Below are 19,435 nucleotides of genomic sequence, written 5' to 3'. Positions count from 1 at the left end.
GCGAACAAGCCCCACGGGGCTCCCTATGTTGTCTAGGCCCACCGTCAAGCATCACGTGGGACCAGATCGTCAGGCATCAGCTGGGATCCGACACGACATGGACGCGTTGTGTAACTTCGCTTGATGCTTGACGCGTTGTGCGAGTTCGCTTGACGGTTCCGTTCTCGGGTTGCTGTCGGGGAGGGCGTCAGGGTCGGTGTTGCTGGAGCTAAGGCGGGCGGGCCGGAAAGCCGTCGTGGCGATGGCGCCACCGTTCGGAGATGACGGCAGCTCTGACGGCAACGACGGCACACAGAGGCAGATGATCGCCAACCTAGGCGATCCAGCCAGGCCAGGGCCGAGTGCCTCCACAAGACGTTGCCCGATCCTACGGATCAGAAGGTTGCAGGTTCGAATCCTGCCGAGTGCACACAGGTCAAAGGCCCCGGAGCGATCCGGGGCCTTTGGCGTTCGCGGGTCAATCGGTATCGCCCATGGCGGAGCGATCAGTAGAAGCGGCGGATGAAGACGTCCGACTTGCCGTTGGTGTCGTCGGGCACGATGTCGTCGGCCGTGGAATGGAAGACCACGTCGCGGCCACCGGCGCTGACTGAGTCGGTTCCGGCTGAGGCGGGCTGGGTCGAGACGATTTCGTCGGTGCCGGTCTGAAGGTCGCGGAGCGTGAGTGATGGTCCGGTCGTGTCGTGCGGGGCGTACAGCAGATAGCGGCCGGTGGGATCGATGGCCACGCCCCGTACGTTCGGCACCAGTTGGTCGGTGCCCGAGCTCTCGTCGTGGACGTAGGTGTCGGAGCCCGAGAGGTAGACGACCTTGCTGCCGTCCTTGCTGAACTGGACGAGCGTCGCCGCCTTGGACGGGCCCTCGATCGGGCCGGAGGAGGTGTCGTCGGTCCGGTCCCACACGAAGACGTCCTCCGCCTGGCCGTCCTGGTAGGCGACAAAGCGGCCGTCGCCGCTGATGGACGGCCGGGCCGAGATGGTGTGGTCGAACACGAAGACGGTCTCCGCGGTGTTGGCGCGCCAGTCCCGTACCTCGATGCGCTGTCCGGACGGCGGTCGGTTGAAGGTGGCGACCTGGGCGATGTAGCGGCCGTCTGTGCTCAGCGACGGCTGGCTGCAACTGAGGCCCGGGCAGTTGATGCCGATCGTGCTCTCCGAGCTCACCTGGGACAGGAACGTCTTCGTGTCTCGTTGCAACAGCCCCCAATGGGCTACGTATTGCCCGTCACCACTGATCACCGGGCGTTGGATCGGAGGGGCGCTGGTACTCATCTGCGTGGTCTGGCTCGTCCGTTGGTCGCGGACGAACACCTTTTCGTATGTCATCGGGAAGCCAGTTGTGAGGTTCTTCGCCAACGACGAGAAGGCGATGCGCCGGCCCTCGGTCGTGATCGTGGCGCCGACGGAATCGCCGTCGCCCTGGGTGCCGTCGGCCGCGACACTGATCCGCTCGACCCCGGCTCCGCTGTCGCTCACCGCGCTCGCCATGGTCATGGGCTCGGCCGGCGCGGCTCCGGGTAGTACCGCCGTGACCGCGCAGACCACGACCGTGGCGCCTAAGGCGGCCCGCACACGTCTGGTGGCGCTCCGATTCGTGCTCCCCCTCATTTTTCCCCCTGATGCAAGACATGGCCCTTCTCCCCGGTCCCCACCGGAGGGCCACAAGCATGCAACCGCGAGGGCGCTGTGGGGTCAATGTGTCGTATGACTAGTGAGAGGCGCAGTTCCGGTCAGGTGAGAGCGCTGAGGAGTTGCGCGGCGCGTTCCAGGCCGGCCGGAGCCCGCGTGCCCGCAAGAGCCCCTGCAAGCCCCCGCCTCGGCAGGAGGCGGGGACCGGCCGATGGGCTGCCCGTGTCAGGGGCGCCAGCCGTCAGGGACTCGGCCCTGCTGCACCTGGAAGGTGCCGCTGCACGTGCCGGTGTCGGAGCCGACCGCACCGGCCGGCTCCGCAACGAGACTGTGGGTTCGGTGTGATGGCTGAATTGGGACGCCGGGGCGGGGGCGCCGTTCCGTGGTGGCCGTGACGGCTGATGCAGAATGAGGCCGGAACATGGGGGAGGGGGCCGGACCAGCGGTCCCCAGCGCGAGTCGGGGGAGACATGTCGCGTTGGAAAGAGTTGCCCGCTGAACTGCATCCGGATATCCACCAGTTGATCGTGCGATTGCGGCGGGTCAAGGACCGCAGTGAACTGAGCGCGCGTCAACTGGCCGCGAAGACCGGGTACAGCGCGAGGTCGTGGCAGCGGTATCTGAACGGCAGGTCGCTGCCGCCCAGGGAGGCCGTCGAGGCGATGGCCCGCATCGGGGGTGATGGTCCGACCAGGCTGCTGGTGCTGCACGAGATCGCCGCCGAACGCTGGGCGGAGGGACGTGTGATCACCGACGGTGGCTCGGAGGTCCCCACGGTGACGCGGGTACACCCGCCCATGGGCCAGCAGTCGTACGGTCGTCACCTGCGCGGCCTCGTCACGGCGGGAACGGTGGCCCTGGTGCTGTCCGTCTCCGTGGCGCTTCTGCTGGCCGTGCGGCTCGCGGAGGCCCGCGCCGAGCTCGCGGAGATGCGTGCCGACACGGTCGCGGCGACGCCGGCCATCGTGTCGGAGTCCTCGGTACCCGTCATCTACACCTGCCGGCTGGAGCAGAGGGAGGGCCGCTGGTACGCGGGGCTGAGCCGCACCACGGACACCATCCTGGCGTACACCTACATGGGGCCTGAAGTGGCCGAGGCGCAGTGCCTGTTGCGCCGGGCGGGTATCTCGCCGGGGGAGATCGACGGCGTCTTCGGCCCGAAGACGCAACGCGCGGTCGAACGTATCCAGACGCGGGACGGGCTGGTCGTGGACGGTGTCATCGGACCGCACACCTGGAAGGCCCTACGGGAGGTGGCGCCCCAGTGACCGCGGAACAAGCCCGACTGGCCGCGGCACTGCGGGAGTTGAGGGCCCGTACGGGGCTGAGCCTGGCGGCGCTGTCGCAGCGTACGGCGTACAGCAAGTCCTCGTGGGAGCGCTATCTCAACGGCAAGAGCCTGCCCCCTCGTCAGGCCGTCCAGGAACTGTGCCGGGTCGCGAACGAACCGGAGGGGCGGGTGCTCCGGGTGCTGGCCCTGTGGGAGATCGCCGAGTCGGAATGGCGCGGACGCGCGGCGGTCCTCGCCCCTGCCGCCCCTACCACCGATGACGCGCAGGCGCCGGCATTTGAACCGGCCCAGCAGCCTGACACCGGGCGGTCGCGCGGTCGTAGGGGCAGACTCACGATGGTGCTGGTGTCGGCGTACACCGTGCTCGTCGGTGGTGTGGCGCTGGTGTTCTTCCTGCTGCCCGACCGGGAGGCCCCGGAGGACGAACCACTGTCGGCCTCCGTCCCTTACTCTCTCGCCCCCCAATGCCACGGGGCCGGCTGCGAGGGCCGGGACCCGATGCGCATGGTCTGCGGCTTCGCTCCGGACAACCTCACCACGTACCGCACCGCCACCGGCGCCCACGTGGAGCTGCGCTACAGCGAGAAGTGCGGGGCGAGTTGGGCCCGGGTGTGGGGGGCCGGGATCGGCGACCGGGTGGAGGTCACGGCAGGTGGCCCGACCCACGACGTGCGCATCGAGGACAGTGCCGACACGGAGACCTACGTCTACACCGAGATGACCGCGGCCCGCCCCGGCAGCACCGTCCGGGCCTGCTTCCGGCCGGCGTCGGCCGACGGCGAACGGGAGTGTGTCGAGGCCCGCGTGGGCGGGGCCGCCACCACGACCCGGCCCGCCGCGCACGGCGGCACGGCGGGTGGGTGGGTCAGGCCGCCGTCTTGACGGCCGAGCCTGTCCGGGTCTGTTCCTGCACGACGTGGCGGCGTCGGGTCGGCATCCCGAGGGACGGGTTGGCGACGCCCCAGGCCGCGCCCTTGCAGATCAGTTCCTTGTAGGTGGCGGCGAGCCGTCCCGTCAGGGCTGCCTTGACGGCGCGGTCGTCGGCGGTGACGTACTGGATCAGACCTTCCTTGCGGCCCAGTGAGATGCACTGGTTGAAGTAGCGGAGCGGTGTGCTCGGGATCTTTCCGCCGGTGAGGCGTGCCGCGATGGCGTCGGCGGCCTGCCACGCCATGGGGGTGCCCGTGGCGCACGACATGCGCAGCGGCTTGTCGCCGGGGCCCATCGCCATGGCCGCGTCGCCGACGGCGTACACGTCCGGGTGCGAGACCGAGCGCATGGTCCCGTCGACCACGATCTGGCCGGTGGCGGTGGTCTCCAGCGTGGTGGCCCGCGCGATCGGGTGGACCGCGAAGCCGGCGGTCCACACGGTGACCGCGGCCGGGATGGACTTGCCGTCGGCGGTGGCGACGCGGTCGGCCTCGACCTCTGTGACGGCGGCGTTTTCGTGCGCGGTGATGCCGAGCTTGTCGAAGACCTTGCGCAGGTGGTCGCGGCCCTTGGGCGCGAGCCAGTCGCCGAGGCCACCGCGGGCGGCGAGGGCGACGTCGAGGTCCGGGCGCGCCTCGGCGATCTCGGTCGCCGCCTCCAGACCGGTGAGGCCGCCGCCGATCACGACCACGGGCTGTCCGGCGTCCAGCCGGGCCAGGCGCTCGCGCAGCCGGAGCGCTCCGGGGCGACTGGCGATCTGGTCGGCGAACTCGTCGGTGCCGGGGACGCCGTGGCTGTTCCAGCCGCTGCCGAGGGCGTACACGAGGGTGTCGTACTCCAGCTCCTCGTACTCTGCGGGTTCCCGGGCGTCCGGCTCCCCGGTGGCGCCCACGTCGATGACTGTGACGGCCCTGCGGTCGACGTCGACGGCGGTCACCCTCGCGAGCTTCAGCTCGACGCCGGTGCCCGCGAACATCTCGCTGAAGGGCCGGGGCTTGAGGTCCTGGCCGGCGGCCAGTTGGTGCATCCGGACGCGCTCGACGAAGTCGGGCTCGGCGTTGACGAGGGTGATGGCGACGTCCTCGCGGTGCAGCCGCTTGGCGAGGCGCCCGGCGGCGACGGCTCCGGAGTAACCGGCTCCGAGGACGATGATGCGGTGCTGCATGTCCTTGCTCCCTGTTGTCCGCTCTTGCGCGTTGTCCGTTCTTCCGCGGGTTCGCTCTTCCGCGGGTTCGCCTCTTGAACCGGACAGCCCGTCGTTTCCTGACAGGAGCAGGATGTGAAGCACCTCACATCAGGGTCAGAAGGCCCTGAGCAGGGGTTCCCCGTGGTCGGCGGCCTCCTCCCACCGCCGGGTCGCGCGGTCGAGCTTGTCGGGGTTGACCTGGTTGCGGAACCCGGCGATGCCCTCGGCCGTGACCTCCAGGCACATGACGCCGACGACCCGGCCTTCGAGGACGGCCACGACGGCGGGGTCGCCGTTGGCCGTCGTGACGTAGACCTCGGGTGAGCCGCCGACGAGGGCGCGCTTGGCCTCGCCGGGCTTGAACAGGCCCCGCATGAACTTCGCGACCGCGACGGCGCCTTCGAACGCCTTGGCGCGGGCCGGGATCTTCCCGCCGCCGTCGCCGATCGCGACGGCGTCATCGGTGAGCAGCCGCACGAGCTGTTCGGTTTGGCCGCTGGTGGCGGCCGCGAGGAACTCCTCGACGATCCGCCGGGCGGCGGCCTCGTCGATCTCCGTGCGGGCCTGTCCGTCCGCGATGTGCTTCTTGGCGCGGTGGAAGATCTGCTGGCTGGCGGACTCGGTGAGGTCGAGGATCTCGGCGATCTCCCGGTGCGGGTAGTCGAAGGCCTCCCGCAGCACGTACACCGCCCGCTCGTTGGGTGAGAGCCGCTCCAGCAGGGTGAGGACCGCGAACGACACCGATTCTCGCTGCTCGGCGGTGTCGGCCGGGCCGAGCATCGGGTCTCCGGCGAGCAGCGGCTCGGGAAGCCATTGGCCCACATACGTCTCGCGCCGGACGCGGGCCGAGGTGAGCTGGTTGAGGCACAGGTTGGTGAGGGCCTTCGTCAGCCAGGCCTCGGGGACCTCGATGTGGCCGACGTCAGCGGCCTGCCAGCGCAGAAACGTCTCCTGCACGGCGTCCTCCGCCTCGCTCGCTGAGCCGAGGAGGCGGTAGGCGATGGCCCCCAAGCGCGGCCTGGCGGCCTCGAACCGGTCCACGTCGTTCACGGTCGGCGACATGGTCTGGATCCTAGCTTTCCCGCGCGCGACGGCCGCTGCATTGCGGCTCCGCGGGGTCGGGCTGCCCGAGCAACAGGGTCAGGCTGCCGTGCAGTACGGACGCGGAGCGATACGCCGGTTCGTCGGAGCGATACGCCGGTTCGTCGCCGGGACCAGGTGCTGCGCCGGAACCGCATCCCGCCGAACGGCATTGAACCGAGCGGTATTGAAGACGAACAGGCGCAGCACCAGGAAGCGGCCGATTCCCGCGAGGCCGGCGGCGGTCAGGTAGACGGTCTGTTCCCAGAGCAGCGTCGGCGAGGACTGGATCGTGTGGAGGACGAGTATCGCGGCGGACGTCACCGCGTACGCGGCCGTGGCCGAGCCCGCGGACTGGAGATGGCGGCGCAGGCCGGCTCGTCGTCCGGTGCCGAAGGTGAACAGGGCGTGCAGCTCGGTGCAGAGGAGGGTCGAGGCGACCGTGATCAGCGCGTTCGCCAGCGCCCAGGGCATGACCGTCGCCACCAGCGGTACGGCCGCGCTGGAGAGGACGCCGATACCGCCCCCGCACACAACGAAACGGACGAAGGACGCGAGCGGGCCGGGGGCGGTGGGCGCGCCGTCCGCCCCGGTCGACGGCAGCTCGGCCCGGCGCGCCTCGTACGCCGGCTCCTGCTTCGGCGAGAGCAGCGACTTCATGGGAAGTTCCTTCCGGGCGAGGACCGTTGAGCTTCGACGATCAGCTGATCGTGGGTGTGATCAGCTGCGTCAACGATCCCGTCACCGGGTCCTCGATACGAGGAGACAGCCTCCCGTATCGGGGGTGGAGCCAGCCCTACCAACGGGGTCGGGCCTGCCGTATCCCTCCTGCCCGTCCTACCCGTCCTGCGCCCGTCACGCCCGCGGGCGCTGCCGCGATTCCGGTCCGTGGAGTTCGCGCAACTCCTCGATGTACTCCAGCGCCAGACCGGTCGTGCGCGTGAACCAGTCGGTCAGTACGGCGATTTCGGCGGCCGAGTAGTCGGCGAAGAGGTCGTTCAGGCGGGCGTAGTAGGGGCCGTAGAGGGCCTCGACGCGGGTCACGGCCGAGGGGACCGCGGCCAGGCGGACTCGGCGGCGGTCGGTGGGGTCGGGGCGGCGGGTGATGAAGCCGGCGCGCTCCAGACGGTTGATGATGCCGGTGGCCGCGCCGGTCGTGACGTGGGCGTGTTCCGCCAGGTCCCCGGCGGTGAGCAGGTTGTCGCCCGCCTTGAGGACACAGGCGAAGCAGAGGAGATCGGTGACGTTCAGGCCCAGCCGTTGGGCCATCTCCTGCTGGCCCAGCAGGTGGGTGGCGATCAGGGAGTCCATCGCTGACAGGGCCTGGGCCGGGGTGGCGGCCGGGCGCGGCTTGGCTGGCATTGCGGTTCCCTGTTTCCTTAGTTCGTGAGAGATTAAGGCGTTAAACTTCTTACGTGGTGAGGGATTGGGAATCCTTGCCCACAGCGGACGTCCGCTGCCAAGAGGGAGGCAGGTACGTGAGCACACATCAGTATGACGAGGGCCATACGGTCGCGGGGTGGACCGGATTCGGCGTCGCGACCGTCGGGACCGTCGTGCTCGGGGTGGGGGTGTGTACGGTGTCGGCCGCGCTGTTGGCCGTCGGGCTCGGGATCGGGGTCGTGAGCGTCCTCGTGACCTGGGCGCTGCATCTCGCCGGGTGGGGCAAGCCGCCCGGCCGGAGGCCCCGGGAACAGTGGGGGATGCGGGTACGGGATCTGGCGGTGCGTCAGGGGCACCCCGGGTGCGTGGGGTGCCGGCTGGCGGGGCGGGGGCGGCGTACGGCCGAGGTGTCCACGCCTGTTGCGGTGGTCGGGGAACCGGAGCCTGCCGCAGCCGCTGATTCCGTGGGCTGATGCTGCTGCCGATGCCGTGAGCTGTGCGGGGGCCGAACTCGCCGGACCGGCATTGTCAGTGGTGGCCTCTACTCTCGAAGAGCGATGGCACAGGCATGGAGATGCTCGGGGCTGCGGTGGTCGGCCGACGGCCCTGAGCTGGTGTGGGACGGCGGTCGGCGCTCCGCGCTGACCTGGGGGAAGCGGGTGGCCTTCGGGGCCGCGGACGGGGGTGTGCGGCAGTGTGTGGGAGCGCGGGGGCATCCGTGTCCGGTGCGGGCGGGCGTATCGGGGCGGAGTACGGGGGCGCGGTGCGAGGAGTGTGCGCGGCTGGACCGGGCGCACTCCGTGGCCGCCGACACCATGGCCGACGATCCGCGGCCGTACCACGTATATCTGGCCTGGTTCGGGCCGGGGATGGTGAAGGTCGGCATCACCGCCGAAGAGCGGGGGTCCGCTCGGCTGCTGGAGCAGGGCGCCGTCTGCTTCAGCTGGCTGGGGCTCGGGCCGCTCATGGCCGCGCGGCGCACCGAGGAACTGCTGCGCGCCGCACTCCGGGTGCCTGATCGGATTCCGTACGCCGACAAGCGTGCCGTGCGGTCCGACCTGCCGGGGACGGCGGCGGAGCGGGCGGCTGAACTCGGCGAGCTGCACGCGCGGGCCGTGGCGCTGGGCGGCTGGCCGGAGTCGCTGGCCCGCGAGCCGTATCGGCCCGTCGATCACGCCGAGGTGTTCGGGCTCCCGGGGCTTGCCCCGGCCGTCGGCGAGGTGCGCGAACTTGTCGTCGGCGGGGTGATCAGCGGGCAGTTGGTCGCGGCTGCCGGGCCTGATCTCCATCTGGAGAACGGCGGCCGGGTCGTCGTACTGGACACGCGGGTGATGACCGGGTGGCAGCTGGTGCCGGTGGCGACTGGGGAACTCACCGTGCCTGTGCGGGAGTTCAAGAAGGCGGAGGTGAGTGTCCAGGACGGGCTGTTCTGAGGGGCGGGCGGATGCCCGCGGCCCCTGAGAGCTGCCTGTGCGTTTCTCAGGAAAATCACAGGTTCCAGAAAGGGTGCTCTCAGAGGGCGTCGCCAAGGTGTCTGCTATGACCACGACCTCGCCCCAGGGGCGCACCGAACTGCTGAGGCCGGACGGGAGCCCCGTCCGAGTGCTTGTGGTGGACGACGAGCTGTCGATCACCGAGCTGTTGTCCATGGCCCTTCGCTATGAAGGCTGGCAGATCCGCAGCGCGGGAGACGGCCAGGGCGCCGTCCAGACCGCGCGGGAGTTCCGGCCGGACGCCGTCGTTCTCGACATGATGCTGCCCGACATGGACGGGCTCGCCGTCCTCGGGCGGCTGCGGCGGGATCTGCCCGACGTTCCCGTCCTCTTCCTCACCGCCAAGGACGCCGTCGAGGACCGTATCGCCGGTCTCACCGCCGGCGGTGACGACTACGTCACCAAGCCCTTCAGCCTTGAGGAGGTCGTCGCCCGGCTGCGCGGCCTCATCCGGCGCTCCGGTGCCGCCGACCGCCGCTCCGACTCCGTACTCGTCGTCGGTGACCTCACCCTCGACGAGGACAGTCACGAGGTCAGCCGGGCCGGGGAGGGCATCCACCTCACCGCCACCGAGTTCGAGCTGCTCCGGTTCCTCATGCGCAACCCTCGGCGTGTGCTCAGCAAGGCGCAGATCCTCGACCGCGTCTGGTCCTACGACTTCGGCGGCCAGGCCAACGTCGTCGAGCTGTACATCTCATACCTGCGGCGGAAGATCGACGCCGGGCGCGAGCCGATGATCCACACCCGGCGTGGTGCCGGTTACCTGATCAAGCCCGCCGCCTCATGAGCGGACGACGACGGCCGCGTCCGCAGAAGCGACGGGCGGGACAGCCGCGCACCCTGCGGACCCGGCTCGTCGTCGCGTCGGTCGTGCTGATCGCGGTGGTGTGCGCGGTGATCGGGACCGTGACGACACTCGCGCTGCGTTCGCATCTGTACGAGGAGCTGGACGGGCAGGTCGACGAGGCCAGCAAGCGCATCTCGGGGCCCAGGAAGCCCGGTGCGGAGCCAGGCGCGGACGACCAGGGGGTGATCCGTGCCACGACGACGGACCGGCTCGCGGAGTTCGTCTCCAAGGGGCCGACGCAGGTGAACACCGTCGCCGCCCAGGTCGACACCAACGGCAAGGTCACCCGAGCGGTCATCGCCGAGCAGAGCTCGACCGACGACGGTGACTACCTCAAGGACATGGATGCCGTCGAGCTGAGCGACGACCAGATGACCGTGCTCAACGGGGTTTCCCAGGACGGCAAGCCGCACACCGTGAGCCTTCCCGACCTCGGTGACTACCGCGTGCAGTACGTCAGCATCGACGGCGCTGCGGGCTACTACGTCGCCCTGCCGACCGACACCGTCACCAGCACCGTCAACACCCTCATCCTCGTGGAGGTGAGCGTCACCGGCGCCGGCCTCGTCGCCGCCGGTATCGCCAGCTCGGTGCTCGTCGGCGTGGCCACCCGCCCCCTGCGCAAGGTCGCCGCCACCGCGACCCGGGTCTCCGAACTCCCCCTGCACACCGGCGAGGTCAACCTCAGCGAACGTGTCCCCGAGTCGGAGACCGACCCGCACACCGAGGTCGGCCGGGTGGGCGCGGCGCTGAACCGGATGCTGAACCACGTCCACGGCGCCCTGCACTCACGCCAGCAGAGCGAGATGCGGGTACGGCAGTTCGTGGCGGACGCCAGCCATGAGCTCAGAACGCCGCTCGCCTCCATCCGGGGGTACGCCGAGCTGACCAGACGCGGCAGGGAAGAGGTCGGGCCGGACACCCGGCACGCCCTCGGACGCATCGAGTCCGAGGCCGGCCGTATGACCCTGCTCGTCGAAGACCTGCTGCTGCTCGCGCGCCTGGACGCCGGACGGCCGCTCCAGTTCGAGCAGACCGACCTCATCCCGCTGGTCGTCGACACCATCAGCGACGCCCGCGCGGCCGGCATGGACCACAACTGGCGCCTGGACCTGCCCGACGAGCCCGCCCTCGTCTCCGGCGACGCGGCCCGGCTCCAGCAGGTGCTCATCAACCTGCTCGGCAACGCACGCAAGCACACCCCGCCCGGTACGACCGTCACCGCACGGGTGCTGCGGCGCGGGCCCTGGATGTGCGTGGACGTCGAGGACAACGGCGAGGGCATCCCGCCCGATCTGCTGCCCCATGTCTTCGAACGGTTCGCGCGCGGCGACTCGTCTCGGTCCCGTGCCTCCGGTTCGACCGGTCTGGGCCTTGCGATCGTGCAGGCCGTGGCGACCGCGCACGGCGGTGCCGTGACGGTGGACAGCGTTCCCGGGCGCACGGTCTTCACCGTGCATCTGCCCGCCCTCGCGCCGCAGGTGCCCCGGCCTGCCCCCGAAACGAACTGGCAATCGCACTCACAGGCACAGCACAGTGCCACCACACGGACGCAACAGCGGGCTTGAGGAAAGTCGGTTCCATGCGAACCGACTCTTCTCCCGGCTCCCTGCCGGCGCGGGAGCACCTCCCGGCCGGAGACGCCGGTACGCCTGTCCTGGATGTAGTGATCCCCGTCTACAACGAGGAGAAAGACCTCCGGCCGTGTGTGCTGAGACTCCATCAGCACCTCAAGCGGACCTTCCCGTACGCCTTCCGCATCACGATCGCCGACAACGCGTCGATCGACACCACACCCCACGTGGCGTCCCAGCTGGAGGCGGAGATTTCGGAGGTGCGGTCCTTCCGCCTGGAGCAGAAGGGCCGCGGCCGGGCCCTGAGGACCGTGTGGTCCGCCTCGGACGCACCGATCCTCGCGTACATGGACGTCGACCTGTCCACCGACCTCAACGCGCTGCTTCCGCTGGTGGCGCCGCTGATCTCGGGTCACTCCGACCTCGCGATCGGTTCCCGGCTCAGCCGGAGTTCGCGCGTCGTGCGCGGCGCCAAGCGTGAGTTCATCAGCCGCACGTACAACCTCATCCTGCGCGGCTCGCTCCAGGCCCGCTTCTCCGACGCCCAGTGCGGGTTCAAGGCGATCCGCCGGGATGTGGCCCAGATACTGCTGCCGCTCGTCGAGGACACCGGCTGGTTCTTCGACACCGAGATGCTGGTGCTCGCCGAGCGCGCGGGCCTTCGTATCCATGAAGTGCCCGTCGACTGGGTCGACGACCCCGACTCCACCGTCCACATCGTGAAGACGGCGACCGACGACCTCAAGGGCGTGTGGCGGGTGGGCAAGGCCCTGGCCACCGGTTCGCTGCCGCTGGACCGGCTCGCCCGGCCGTTCGGCGACGACCCGCGCGACCGCGACATCCAGGACGTACCCAAGGGGCTGGCCCGCCAGCTCGTCGGCTTCTGTGTCGTCGGCGGTCTGTCGACCCTCTTCTACCTCCTCCTCTACACCGTCTTCCGGCAGTTCGGCGGCTCGCAGATCGCCAACGCGCTCGCCCTGCTGGTCTCCGCGATCGCCAACACGGCCGCCAACCGGCGTCTGACCTTCGGGGTGCGCGGCCGGGGCGGTGCCGTCAAGCACCAGGCGCAGGGCCTGGTCGTCTTCGGTATCGGCCTGATCCTCACCAGCGGTTCGCTCGCGGCGCTGAACGCGGCGTCCAGCGACCCCGGCCACACCACCGAGCTGGCGGTCCTGGTCGCCGCCAACCTCGCGGCGACGGTGCTGCGCTTCCTGCTCTTCCGCGCCTGGGTGTTCCCGGACCGGCGCGACGACGACCAGCTGTCGACCATGGTCGCCTCGCACGTCCCGTCCTCGCCCACCTACCGGACGGCCCCGGCGCCCCAGCGTCAGATGACTCCCCAGAACTCCCCGTACGACACCACCCAGTTCCGCGCCGGTGAAGCCGCGGACCGTTCCTGGAGGGACGCGACCATTCAGCTCCAGCCGGTGCGTCCCACCGACACCGATCCGAGGGACCGACGATGACCGCGTATTACACAGCCGATTCGGCCGTCACGGAGCCCACGGCTCCGCCGACGCCGGCGCCCGTGGCGGGTGAGCCGAGGCAACCGTTCGTCCGGAGACTGTGGCGGGGCCGCCCCGAGGACCCCAGCTGGGCGCGCCCGGCCTTCCTCGGCCTGCTGCTCGTCACCACCGTGCTCTACCTCTACAACCTGAGCGCCTCCGGCTGGGCCAACTCCTTCTACTCCGCGGCCGTCCAGGCCGGCAGTGAGAGCTGGAAGGCGTTCTTCTTCGGCTCGCTCGACTCGGCCAACGCCATCACCGTCGACAAGCCCCCGGCCTCGCTGTGGCCGATGGAGCTGTCGGTCCGCATCTTCGGCCTCAGCTCCTGGGCGATCCTGGCCCCCGAGGCCCTCATGGGCGTCGGCACGGTCGCCGTCGTCTATGCGTCCGTACGCCGCCGGTTCAGCCCCGCGGCCGGTCTGATCGCGGGCGCGGTGCTCGCGCTCACCCCCGTCGCGGCGCTGATGTTCCGGTTCAACAACCCGGACGCGATGCTGGCGCTGCTGATGGCGGTCGCCTGCTACTTCGTCGTACGAGCGCTGGAGGACGGCCGTACCAAGTGGCTGATGTGGGCCGGAGTCGCGATCGGCTTCGCGTTCCTGGCCAAGACGCTTCAGGCCTTCCTGATCCTGCCGCCGCTCGCGATCGTGTACGCGGTCTGCGCGCCGGTGAAGGTGAAGAAGCGGTTCGTGCAGCTGGCACTGGCGACGGTCGCGATCGTCGTCTCCGGCGGCTGGTGGGTCGCGATCGTCGAGCTGTGGCCCGCGTCCTCACGCCCGTACATCGGCGGTTCGCAGAACAACTCCTTCCTTGAGCTGACCTTCGGCTACAACGGCCTCGGCCGGCTGAACGGCGAGGAGACCGGCAGCGTCGGCGGCGGCGGTGGCGGCAACGGCGGCGGCAGCCAGTGGGGTGAGACCGGCTGGGACCGGATGTTCAACTCCGAGATCGGCAGCCAGATCTCCTGGCTGCTCCCGGCGGCCCTGATCCTGCTGATCGCCGGCCTGGTGGCCACGCGCAAGCTCAAGCGGACGTCCGTGACCCGTGGTTCGTTCCTGGTCTGGGGCGGCTCGCTGCTGATCACCATGGTCGTCTTCAGCTACATGGCGGGCATCTTCCACCAGTACTACACGGTGGCCCTCGCCCCCTACATGGCGGCCGTGATCGGCATGGGCGCGGCGACCCTGTGGGAGAAGCGCGGCGACATGTGGGCGTCGCTCGCCCTCGCGGCCTCGGTCGTGGCGAGTGCCGCGTGGGGTTACGTCCTGCTCAACCGCACCCCGGACTACCTTCCCTGGCTGAAGTGGCTGGTCCTGATCGGCGGTCTGGCCGGCGCTCTCGGCCTGATCTTCGTCGCCAGGCTGGGCCGTCAACTGGCGCTCGCGGCAGTCGGCTTGAGCTTCGTCGCGGCTGTCGCCGGTCCGACGGCGTACACCATCAGCACGCTTCAGGAGGGCCACACCGGCTCCATCGTCACGGCCGGTCCGGCCGGGGCGAGCATGATGGGCGGCGGCGGCCGGGGCGGCGGTCCCGGTGGCGGCGGTGGCGGCTTCCCGGGCGGTGGCCAGCAGAACGGCACCACCCAGGGCCAGGGTCAGCAGGGCGGCGGCATGGGCCAGCCCCCGACCGGCGGCACCGGCGGCTTCCCGGGCGGCGGTATGCCGGGGCAGAACGGCAACACCCAGGGCCAGAACCAGCAGGGCGGTATGGCCGGCGGGATGGGCGAGGGCGGTATGGGCGGTGGCGGCGCGGCCGGCCTGCTCAACGGCGCCACCGTCTCCGACGAGGCCAAGAAGCTGCTGGAGACGAACGCCGGGGACTACACCTGGGCCGCCGCGGCCATCGGCGCCCAGAACGCGGCGAGCTACCAGCTCTCCACCGGCGACCCGGTGATGGCGATCGGCGGCTTCAACGGCACCGACCCGTCCCCGACGCTGGCCCAGTTCAAGGAGTACGTGGCCGACGGCAAGATCCACTACTTCATCTCCAGCGGCTCGGGCGGCGGTGGCATGGGCGGCAGTGACAGTGGTACGTCCGCGCAGATCACTGAGTGGATCGAAGCCAACTTCAAGAAGGTGACGGTCGGTTCGGCGACGTTCTACGACCTGACGCAGAAGGCGAGCAGCAGCAGTAGCTGACGGTTCGCGGATCGGTTCGCCGATCGGTTCGTCGATCGACGGAGGGCGGTGGCGCAGGCCACCGCCCTCCGTCGTACCTCCGCACCGGGTCTCTCCGTATCTCCGTTGTACACCGTATAGGGACTGTTCTACGGTGTACATCATGACCACGTCCCCCCAGGGCCATCCCCAGCGCTGGCTGATCCTCGGCGTCATCTGTCTCGCCCAGCTCACCGTGCTGCTCGACAACACCGTGCTGAACGTGGCGATCCCCTCGCTCACCGAGGAGCTGAACGCCGCCACCTCCGACATCCAGTGGATGATCAACGCGTACTCGCTGGTGCAGTCGGGCCTGCTGCTGAGCGCGGGCAGCGCGGCCGACCGCTACGGCCGTAAGAAGATGCTGATCGCGGGCCTGGCCCTGTTCGGCATCGGGTCGCTGGCGGCCGGACTCGCCGACTCCACCGGGCAGTTGATCGCCGCGCGGGCCGGTATGGGTGTGGGCGGTGCGCTGCTGCTGACCACGACGCTCGCCGTGGCCATGCAGATCTTCGCGCCGGAGGAGCACCCCAAGGCGATCGGCATCTGGAGCGCCGTCAACGCGCTCGGCTTCGCCGTGGGGCCGCTGCTGGGCGGGTTCATGCTGAACCACTTCTGGTGGGGCGCGATCTTCCTGATCAACCTGCCGGTCGCGGCGCTGGGCCTGGTCGCCGTGATCGCCCTGGTCCCCGAGTCGAAGAACCCCCGGGGAGACCGCCCCGACCTGCTGGGTGCGCTGCTGTCCACGATCGGTATGTCCGCGCTGGTGTTCGCGATCATCTCCGGACCCGAGCACGGCTGGACGTCGGGCCGGGTGCTCGGCACGGGCGCGCTCGCGGTGGTCGTGCTGGGGGTGTTCGCGTACTGGGAGAGCCGGATTCCGTATCCGATGCTCGACATGCACTTCTTCCGGGACCGGCGGTTCACGGGTGCGGTCGCGGGGGCGGTGCTGATCACCTTCGGCATGGGCGGTGCGCTGTTCCTGCTGACGCAGCACTTGCAGTTCGTGCTGGGTTACGACGCGTTGGAGGCCGGTCTTCGTACGGCGCCGCTCGCGCTGTCCGTGGTGGCGCTGAACTTCTCCGGGCTGTCGGCGAAGTGGACGACGAAGCTCGGGACGCCGGTGTCCATCCTGCTGGGCATGGTGTTGATGTCGGCGGGGCTGGTGTCCATCGCCACGCTGGCCTCCGACGGCTATGGCGGGACGCTGCTCGGACTGCTGCTCATCGGGGCGGGGTGTGCTGTCGCCAACCCGGCGATGGCGCACGCCATCATGAGTGCGATTCCCCGGGAGAAGGCGGGAGTCGGTGCCGGTGTCAACGGCACGCTCGCCGAGTTCGGGAACGGCCTCGGAGTGGCGGTGCTCGGAGCCGTGCTCAACTCACGGTTCGCCGCGTTGATTCCGGTGGCGGCGGCCTCGCTGCCGGCGGCGTTGGCTTCGGCGGGGTCCGAGGCGGAGAGGGAACGTATCACCGATGCGTTTTCCTCCGGACTGGCGACCAGTCAGTTGGTGGGGGCCTTCGCCGTGTTGCTGGGCGGGGTGGTCGCGGCGGCGTTGCTGCGACGTGCGGAAAGGGCAGACTCGGAGGTGGTGGTCGCCCACTAGCTCGGGACATCCGGTGGTGGTGCGTCTGCGGACCGTCTGTGGTTGATCGCGCAGTTCCCCGCGCCCCTGACGGGGCGCTCAGCTCGACCGGCATCAAAGAAAGACTGAGGAAGGTGCGCCATGGTTAAGTCAGCCCAGCGTTCGGCGCGAACCAGTGTCTGGCTGGACGGGAAAGCGCGCCGTGGCGGGCGTGGCGGCGGGCAGCCCTCCGGGCTCGACCGCGACCGGATCACCGAGGTGACGGTCCGGCTGCTGGATGCCGAGGGGCTGGGCAAGTTCTCCATGCGCCGGCTGGCCGGGGAGCTGAACGTGACGGCGATGTCCGTGTACTGGTACGTCGACACCAAGGACGACCTCCTCGAACTCGCCCTGGACGCCGCCTTCGGTGAGCTGCGGCTGCCCGACCCGGACGCCGAGGGCGAGGACTGGCGCGACCAACTGCGGACGCTGGCCCGGGAGTACCGGGGCCTGCTGGTGCGTCACGCCTGGCTGTCGCCGCTCGCCGGGACCTTCCTGAACATCGGCCCCAACTCACTGTTGTTCTCCCGGGTCGTCCAGCGCGTCATCCGCAGGACCGGGCTGCCCGCGCAGAGCCTGACCGGGGCCATCTCGGCCGTCTTCCAGTTCGTGTACGGCTACGGCACGATCGAGGGTCACTTCATCGCCCGCTGCGCGGATGCCGGCATGACCCAGGACGACTACTTCCGGCACGCGATGAGCGCGGTGACGCAGGCACCGGAGGCCGCCGAGGTCATCCAGGAGTCGGAGGACATCATGGCGGCCCGTGGCGGTGACACCGTCGAGGAGATGCGGGAGCGGGACTTCGCGTTCGCGCTGGAGCTGCTGATCGCCGGGATCGAGGCGATGGTGAAGGCCGCCGAGGAGCGGGCGTAGACGCCGTTGTCAGTGGCGCGCAGTACGGTTTTTTTCATGGCAGCCCGAATCACTCTGACGCTCGACTGCACGGACGCGCAGCTCCTCGCCGCGTTCTGGAAGACGGCCCTGGGCTATGTCGACGAGCCGCCGCCCGCTCCCTTCACCACCCGCGAGGAGTGGTTCGCGAGCTTCGACCTCCCGGAGGACGAGTCCGTGGACGACTGCGCGTGGCTCTGCGATCCGGACGGCGCCGGCCCCCGGCTCTCCATCCTCAAGGTCCCCGAGCCGAAGACGGCCAAGAACCGACTGCACATGGACATCCGGGTACCGGGGCACGGAAACTCCGACGAGCGCTGGGCCCGGATCAGAGCCGAGGCCGAGCGGCTGGTGAAGGCGGGCGGGAGTGTCGAGGAGGAGTTCGACGGCCACCACATCACGATGGCCGACTCGGAGGGCAACGAATTCTGCGTCGCCGCCACCGCCGCGTGAGCGCTACTCCCCGCTGACCAGCCGCGCCGGGAATCCGCCCGTCGCCACCGGCCCCCACCGCTCCGGGGTGACCCGGATGATCGACTTGCCCTGCTTGACCATGGCCTGCCGGTACTCGTCCCAGTCCGGGTGCTCACCGGCGATGTTGCGGTAGTACTCGACGAGCGGCTCGACGGAGTCGGGGGAGTCGATCACCTCGGCGGTCCCGTCGATCTGGACCCAGGGCCCGTCCCAGTCGTCGCTCAGCACGAGCAGGCTGACCCGCTGGTCCCGCTTGGCGTTGCGGGTCTTGGCCCGCTCGGGGTAGGTGGAGACGACGATCCGGCCCGAGTCGTCGACGCCGCAGGTCAGCGGCGAGGCCTGAGGGCTGCCGTCGGCCCGGCGGGTCAGCAGGATGGCGCGATGGCGGGGTCGTACGAACTCAAGGAGCTCGGCCGGCGATACGGCGGTGTTGGTCGCGATGTTCGGTGCCATGGGGCGCAGCCTAGACGCTCCGCTGGAAGGCCGGTGACTCGTCTGCGGGTTCGTCGTGGCTGGTCGCGCAGTTCCCCGCGCCCCTGAGGGGCGCTTACGCCTGCGGCAGCGACTCGCCCTGCACGGCCTGGATGTCCAGTTCCACCTTCAGCGTCGTACCGACCGCCGCGATGCCCGCCTGGACCACCTCGTTGTAGTACATGGCGAAGTCCTCGCGCTGGAGCCGTGTCGTGGCCCGGAAGGCCGCCCGGGTGCCGCCCCAGGGGTCCGCGCCGGTGCCGAGATAGGCGAGGTCGAGGTCGACGGGTCGTACGACACCGTGCAGGCTCAGCTCGCCGTGGACCGTCCAGCGGTCCGAACCCGCCACGGTCAGGCCCGTGGAACGGTAGATGATCTCGGGGAACGTCTCCACGTCCAGGAAGTCCGCGGACTTCAGATGGCCGTCCCGCATGGCATTGCCCGTGTCGATGGACGCGGCCCGGATCACCGCCTCCACCCGGGACTTGGCGATGTCGTCGGGCGCGACCTCGATCGTGCCCGCGAACCGGGTGAACCGGCCGTGCACGCTGGAGATCCCCAGGTGCTGGGCGACGGCGCCGACGGACGAGTGCGCCGGGTCGATGGTCCACGGCCCGGGCGGCGGCAGCTCGGTGCCGCCCTGCCTCGCCAGCGTCACCGTGCCCACCTCGGCCCGGCCGCTCGCCGTGACGATGGCGCTCGAAGCGGTGGGCGCGTAGCCGACGGCCGTGACGATGACGGTGTACGCCCCCGGCGCCAGCGCCGTCGTGTCCCGGACGACACCCTCGCCGTCCGCCTCCGCACGCACCACCTGCGCACCGGTCATGTCGGTCACCGTGACGACCGCGTGCGACACGGCCCATCCGTCCCGCGTACGGATCTTCGCGGTCAGTCCCATC

General features: G+C 70.1%; 18 protein-coding genes. 11 read left to right on the top strand and 7 right to left on the bottom strand.

Annotated features, from left to right (window positions below; genetic code table 11):
- Positions 1-485: 485 nt before the first annotated feature.
- Positions 486-1,571, bottom strand: coding sequence for a hypothetical protein (locus tag ACIHFB_RS43250; RefSeq protein WP_400129728.1), 1,086 nt, complete (start codon positions 1,569-1,571; stop codon positions 486-488).
- A gap of 527 nt (positions 1,572-2,098) precedes the next feature.
- Between ACIHFB_RS43250 and ACIHFB_RS43245 the strand changes: the two genes are divergently transcribed.
- Positions 2,099-2,896: a peptidoglycan-binding protein gene (locus tag ACIHFB_RS43245; RefSeq protein ID WP_365271341.1), complete on the top strand. Its 798-nt coding sequence runs from the start codon at positions 2,099-2,101 to the stop codon at positions 2,894-2,896.
- Complete coding sequence (locus ACIHFB_RS43240) at positions 2,893-3,801, top strand: DUF2690 domain-containing protein (RefSeq protein WP_365271338.1); 909 nt, start codon at positions 2,893-2,895, stop codon at positions 3,799-3,801. Before ACIHFB_RS43245 ends, ACIHFB_RS43240 begins: the two co-directional genes overlap by 4 nt.
- Here the strand turns inward: ACIHFB_RS43240 and ACIHFB_RS43235 are convergent.
- From ACIHFB_RS43235 to ACIHFB_RS43220, 4 genes are all read right to left on the bottom strand, one after another.
- Positions 3,785-5,014: an NAD(P)/FAD-dependent oxidoreductase gene (locus tag ACIHFB_RS43235; RefSeq protein WP_400129726.1), complete on the bottom strand. Its 1,230-nt coding sequence runs from the start codon at positions 5,012-5,014 to the stop codon at positions 3,785-3,787. The genes ACIHFB_RS43240 and ACIHFB_RS43235 overlap by 17 nt on opposite strands.
- Positions 5,015-5,149: 135 nt before the next feature.
- Positions 5,150-6,097 (bottom strand): RNA polymerase sigma factor SigJ, encoded by a 948-nt coding sequence (sigJ, locus tag ACIHFB_RS43230; RefSeq protein WP_365271332.1) that lies wholly within the window; start codon positions 6,095-6,097, stop codon positions 5,150-5,152.
- 78 nt (positions 6,098-6,175) lie between these two features.
- Positions 6,176-6,775, bottom strand: coding sequence for a hypothetical protein (locus ACIHFB_RS43225; protein ID WP_365271329.1), 600 nt, complete (start codon positions 6,773-6,775; stop codon positions 6,176-6,178).
- Positions 6,776-6,970: 195 nt separating this feature from the next.
- Positions 6,971-7,477 carry a MarR family transcriptional regulator gene (locus tag ACIHFB_RS43220; RefSeq protein ID WP_365271326.1) on the bottom strand — a complete coding sequence of 169 codons (507 nt, stop codon included), beginning with the start codon at positions 7,475-7,477 and terminating at the stop codon, positions 6,971-6,973.
- Between the two features lie 116 nt (positions 7,478-7,593).
- Between ACIHFB_RS43220 and ACIHFB_RS43215 the strand changes: the two genes are divergently transcribed.
- The 9 genes from ACIHFB_RS43215 (at position 7,594) to ACIHFB_RS43175 (ending at position 18,044) form a co-directional block, all read left to right on the top strand.
- On the top strand, positions 7,594-7,971 hold the full coding sequence (locus tag ACIHFB_RS43215; RefSeq protein WP_365271323.1) for an HGxxPAAW family protein: 378 nt from the start codon (positions 7,594-7,596) through the stop codon (positions 7,969-7,971).
- An 84-nt stretch (positions 7,972-8,055) separates the two neighbouring features.
- A complete protein-coding gene (locus ACIHFB_RS43210; protein ID WP_400129725.1) occupies positions 8,056-8,931 on the top strand; it encodes a DUF2797 domain-containing protein in 876 nt (291 codons plus the stop codon).
- Between the two features lie 106 nt (positions 8,932-9,037).
- A complete protein-coding gene (locus tag ACIHFB_RS43205) occupies positions 9,038-9,778 on the top strand; it encodes a response regulator transcription factor (protein ID WP_199820922.1) in 741 nt (246 codons plus the stop codon).
- Complete coding sequence (locus tag ACIHFB_RS43200; RefSeq protein ID WP_365271317.1) at positions 9,775-11,406, top strand: HAMP domain-containing sensor histidine kinase; 1,632 nt, start codon at positions 9,775-9,777, stop codon at positions 11,404-11,406. The genes ACIHFB_RS43205 and ACIHFB_RS43200 overlap by 4 nt, the downstream gene beginning before the upstream one ends.
- Before the next feature lie 14 nt (positions 11,407-11,420).
- On the top strand, positions 11,421-12,878 hold the full coding sequence (locus tag ACIHFB_RS43195) for a bifunctional glycosyltransferase family 2/GtrA family protein (RefSeq protein ID WP_365271314.1): 1,458 nt from the start codon (positions 11,421-11,423) through the stop codon (positions 12,876-12,878).
- Positions 12,875-15,055 (top strand): glycosyltransferase family 39 protein, encoded by a 2,181-nt coding sequence (locus tag ACIHFB_RS43190; protein ID WP_400129724.1) that lies wholly within the window; start codon positions 12,875-12,877, stop codon positions 15,053-15,055. Before ACIHFB_RS43195 ends, ACIHFB_RS43190 begins: the two co-directional genes overlap by 4 nt.
- A gap of 142 nt (positions 15,056-15,197) precedes the next feature.
- Positions 15,198-16,679 (top strand): MFS transporter, encoded by a 1,482-nt coding sequence (locus ACIHFB_RS43185; protein ID WP_365271308.1) that lies wholly within the window; start codon positions 15,198-15,200, stop codon positions 16,677-16,679.
- 120 nt (positions 16,680-16,799) lie between these two features.
- Positions 16,800-17,573 (top strand): TetR/AcrR family transcriptional regulator, encoded by a 774-nt coding sequence (locus ACIHFB_RS43180; protein ID WP_400129722.1) that lies wholly within the window; start codon positions 16,800-16,802, stop codon positions 17,571-17,573.
- A 36-nt stretch (positions 17,574-17,609) separates the two neighbouring features.
- Positions 17,610-18,044 (top strand): VOC family protein, encoded by a 435-nt coding sequence (locus tag ACIHFB_RS43175; RefSeq protein ID WP_400129721.1) that lies wholly within the window; start codon positions 17,610-17,612, stop codon positions 18,042-18,044.
- Positions 18,045-18,047: 3 nt separating this feature from the next.
- Here the strand turns inward: ACIHFB_RS43175 and ACIHFB_RS43170 are convergent, their stop codons facing one another.
- Together ACIHFB_RS43170 and ACIHFB_RS43165 are read right to left on the bottom strand one after the other, a co-directional pair.
- Entirely contained in the window at positions 18,048-18,518 is a 471-nt protein-coding gene (locus tag ACIHFB_RS43170) for a PPOX class F420-dependent oxidoreductase (protein ID WP_365271300.1), read from the bottom strand.
- 94 nt (positions 18,519-18,612) lie between these two features.
- Positions 18,613-19,434 (bottom strand): YceI family protein, encoded by an 822-nt coding sequence (locus ACIHFB_RS43165; RefSeq protein ID WP_400129720.1) that lies wholly within the window; start codon positions 19,432-19,434, stop codon positions 18,613-18,615.
- Between the last annotated feature and the right edge of the window lies 1 nt (position 19,435).

The sequence above is a fragment of the Streptomyces sp. NPDC051963 genome, assembly GCF_044593495.1.
Classification (GTDB): domain Bacteria; phylum Actinomycetota; class Actinomycetes; order Streptomycetales; family Streptomycetaceae; genus Streptomyces.
Note: the sequence above shows the minus strand (reverse complement) of the source record. Positions and strands in the feature narration are given on the sequence as shown.

What these genes read in the sequence shown, in the direction of transcription:
- ACIHFB_RS43245 (WP_365271341.1), top strand. Translation starts at nt 2,099, where the DNA reads ATGTCGCGTTGGAAAGAGTTGCCCGCTGAACTGCATCCGGATATCCAC.
- ACIHFB_RS43235 (WP_400129726.1), bottom strand. Translation starts at nt 5,014, where the DNA reads ATGCAGCACCGCATCATCGTCCTCGGAGCCGGTTACTCCGGAGCCGTC.
- sigJ (WP_365271332.1), bottom strand. Translation starts at nt 6,097, where the DNA reads ATGTCGCCGACCGTGAACGACGTGGACCGGTTCGAGGCCGCCAGGCCG.
- ACIHFB_RS43225 (WP_365271329.1), bottom strand. Translation starts at nt 6,775, where the DNA reads ATGAAGTCGCTGCTCTCGCCGAAGCAGGAGCCGGCGTACGAGGCGCGC.
- ACIHFB_RS43220 (WP_365271326.1), bottom strand. Translation starts at nt 7,477, where the DNA reads ATGCCAGCCAAGCCGCGCCCGGCCGCCACCCCGGCCCAGGCCCTGTCA.
- ACIHFB_RS43210 (WP_400129725.1), top strand. Translation starts at nt 8,056, where the DNA reads ATGGCACAGGCATGGAGATGCTCGGGGCTGCGGTGGTCGGCCGACGGC.
- ACIHFB_RS43205 (WP_199820922.1), top strand. Translation starts at nt 9,038, where the DNA reads ATGACCACGACCTCGCCCCAGGGGCGCACCGAACTGCTGAGGCCGGAC.
- ACIHFB_RS43200 (WP_365271317.1), top strand. Translation starts at nt 9,775, where the DNA reads ATGAGCGGACGACGACGGCCGCGTCCGCAGAAGCGACGGGCGGGACAG.
- ACIHFB_RS43195 (WP_365271314.1), top strand. Translation starts at nt 11,421, where the DNA reads ATGCGAACCGACTCTTCTCCCGGCTCCCTGCCGGCGCGGGAGCACCTC.
- ACIHFB_RS43190 (WP_400129724.1), top strand. Translation starts at nt 12,875, where the DNA reads ATGACCGCGTATTACACAGCCGATTCGGCCGTCACGGAGCCCACGGCT.
- ACIHFB_RS43185 (WP_365271308.1), top strand. Translation starts at nt 15,198, where the DNA reads ATGACCACGTCCCCCCAGGGCCATCCCCAGCGCTGGCTGATCCTCGGC.
- ACIHFB_RS43180 (WP_400129722.1), top strand. Translation starts at nt 16,800, where the DNA reads ATGGTTAAGTCAGCCCAGCGTTCGGCGCGAACCAGTGTCTGGCTGGAC.
- ACIHFB_RS43175 (WP_400129721.1), top strand. Translation starts at nt 17,610, where the DNA reads ATGGCAGCCCGAATCACTCTGACGCTCGACTGCACGGACGCGCAGCTC.
- ACIHFB_RS43170 (WP_365271300.1), bottom strand. Translation starts at nt 18,518, where the DNA reads ATGGCACCGAACATCGCGACCAACACCGCCGTATCGCCGGCCGAGCTC.
- ACIHFB_RS43165 (WP_400129720.1), bottom strand. Translation starts at nt 19,434, where the DNA reads ATGGGACTGACCGCGAAGATCCGTACGCGGGACGGATGGGCCGTGTCG.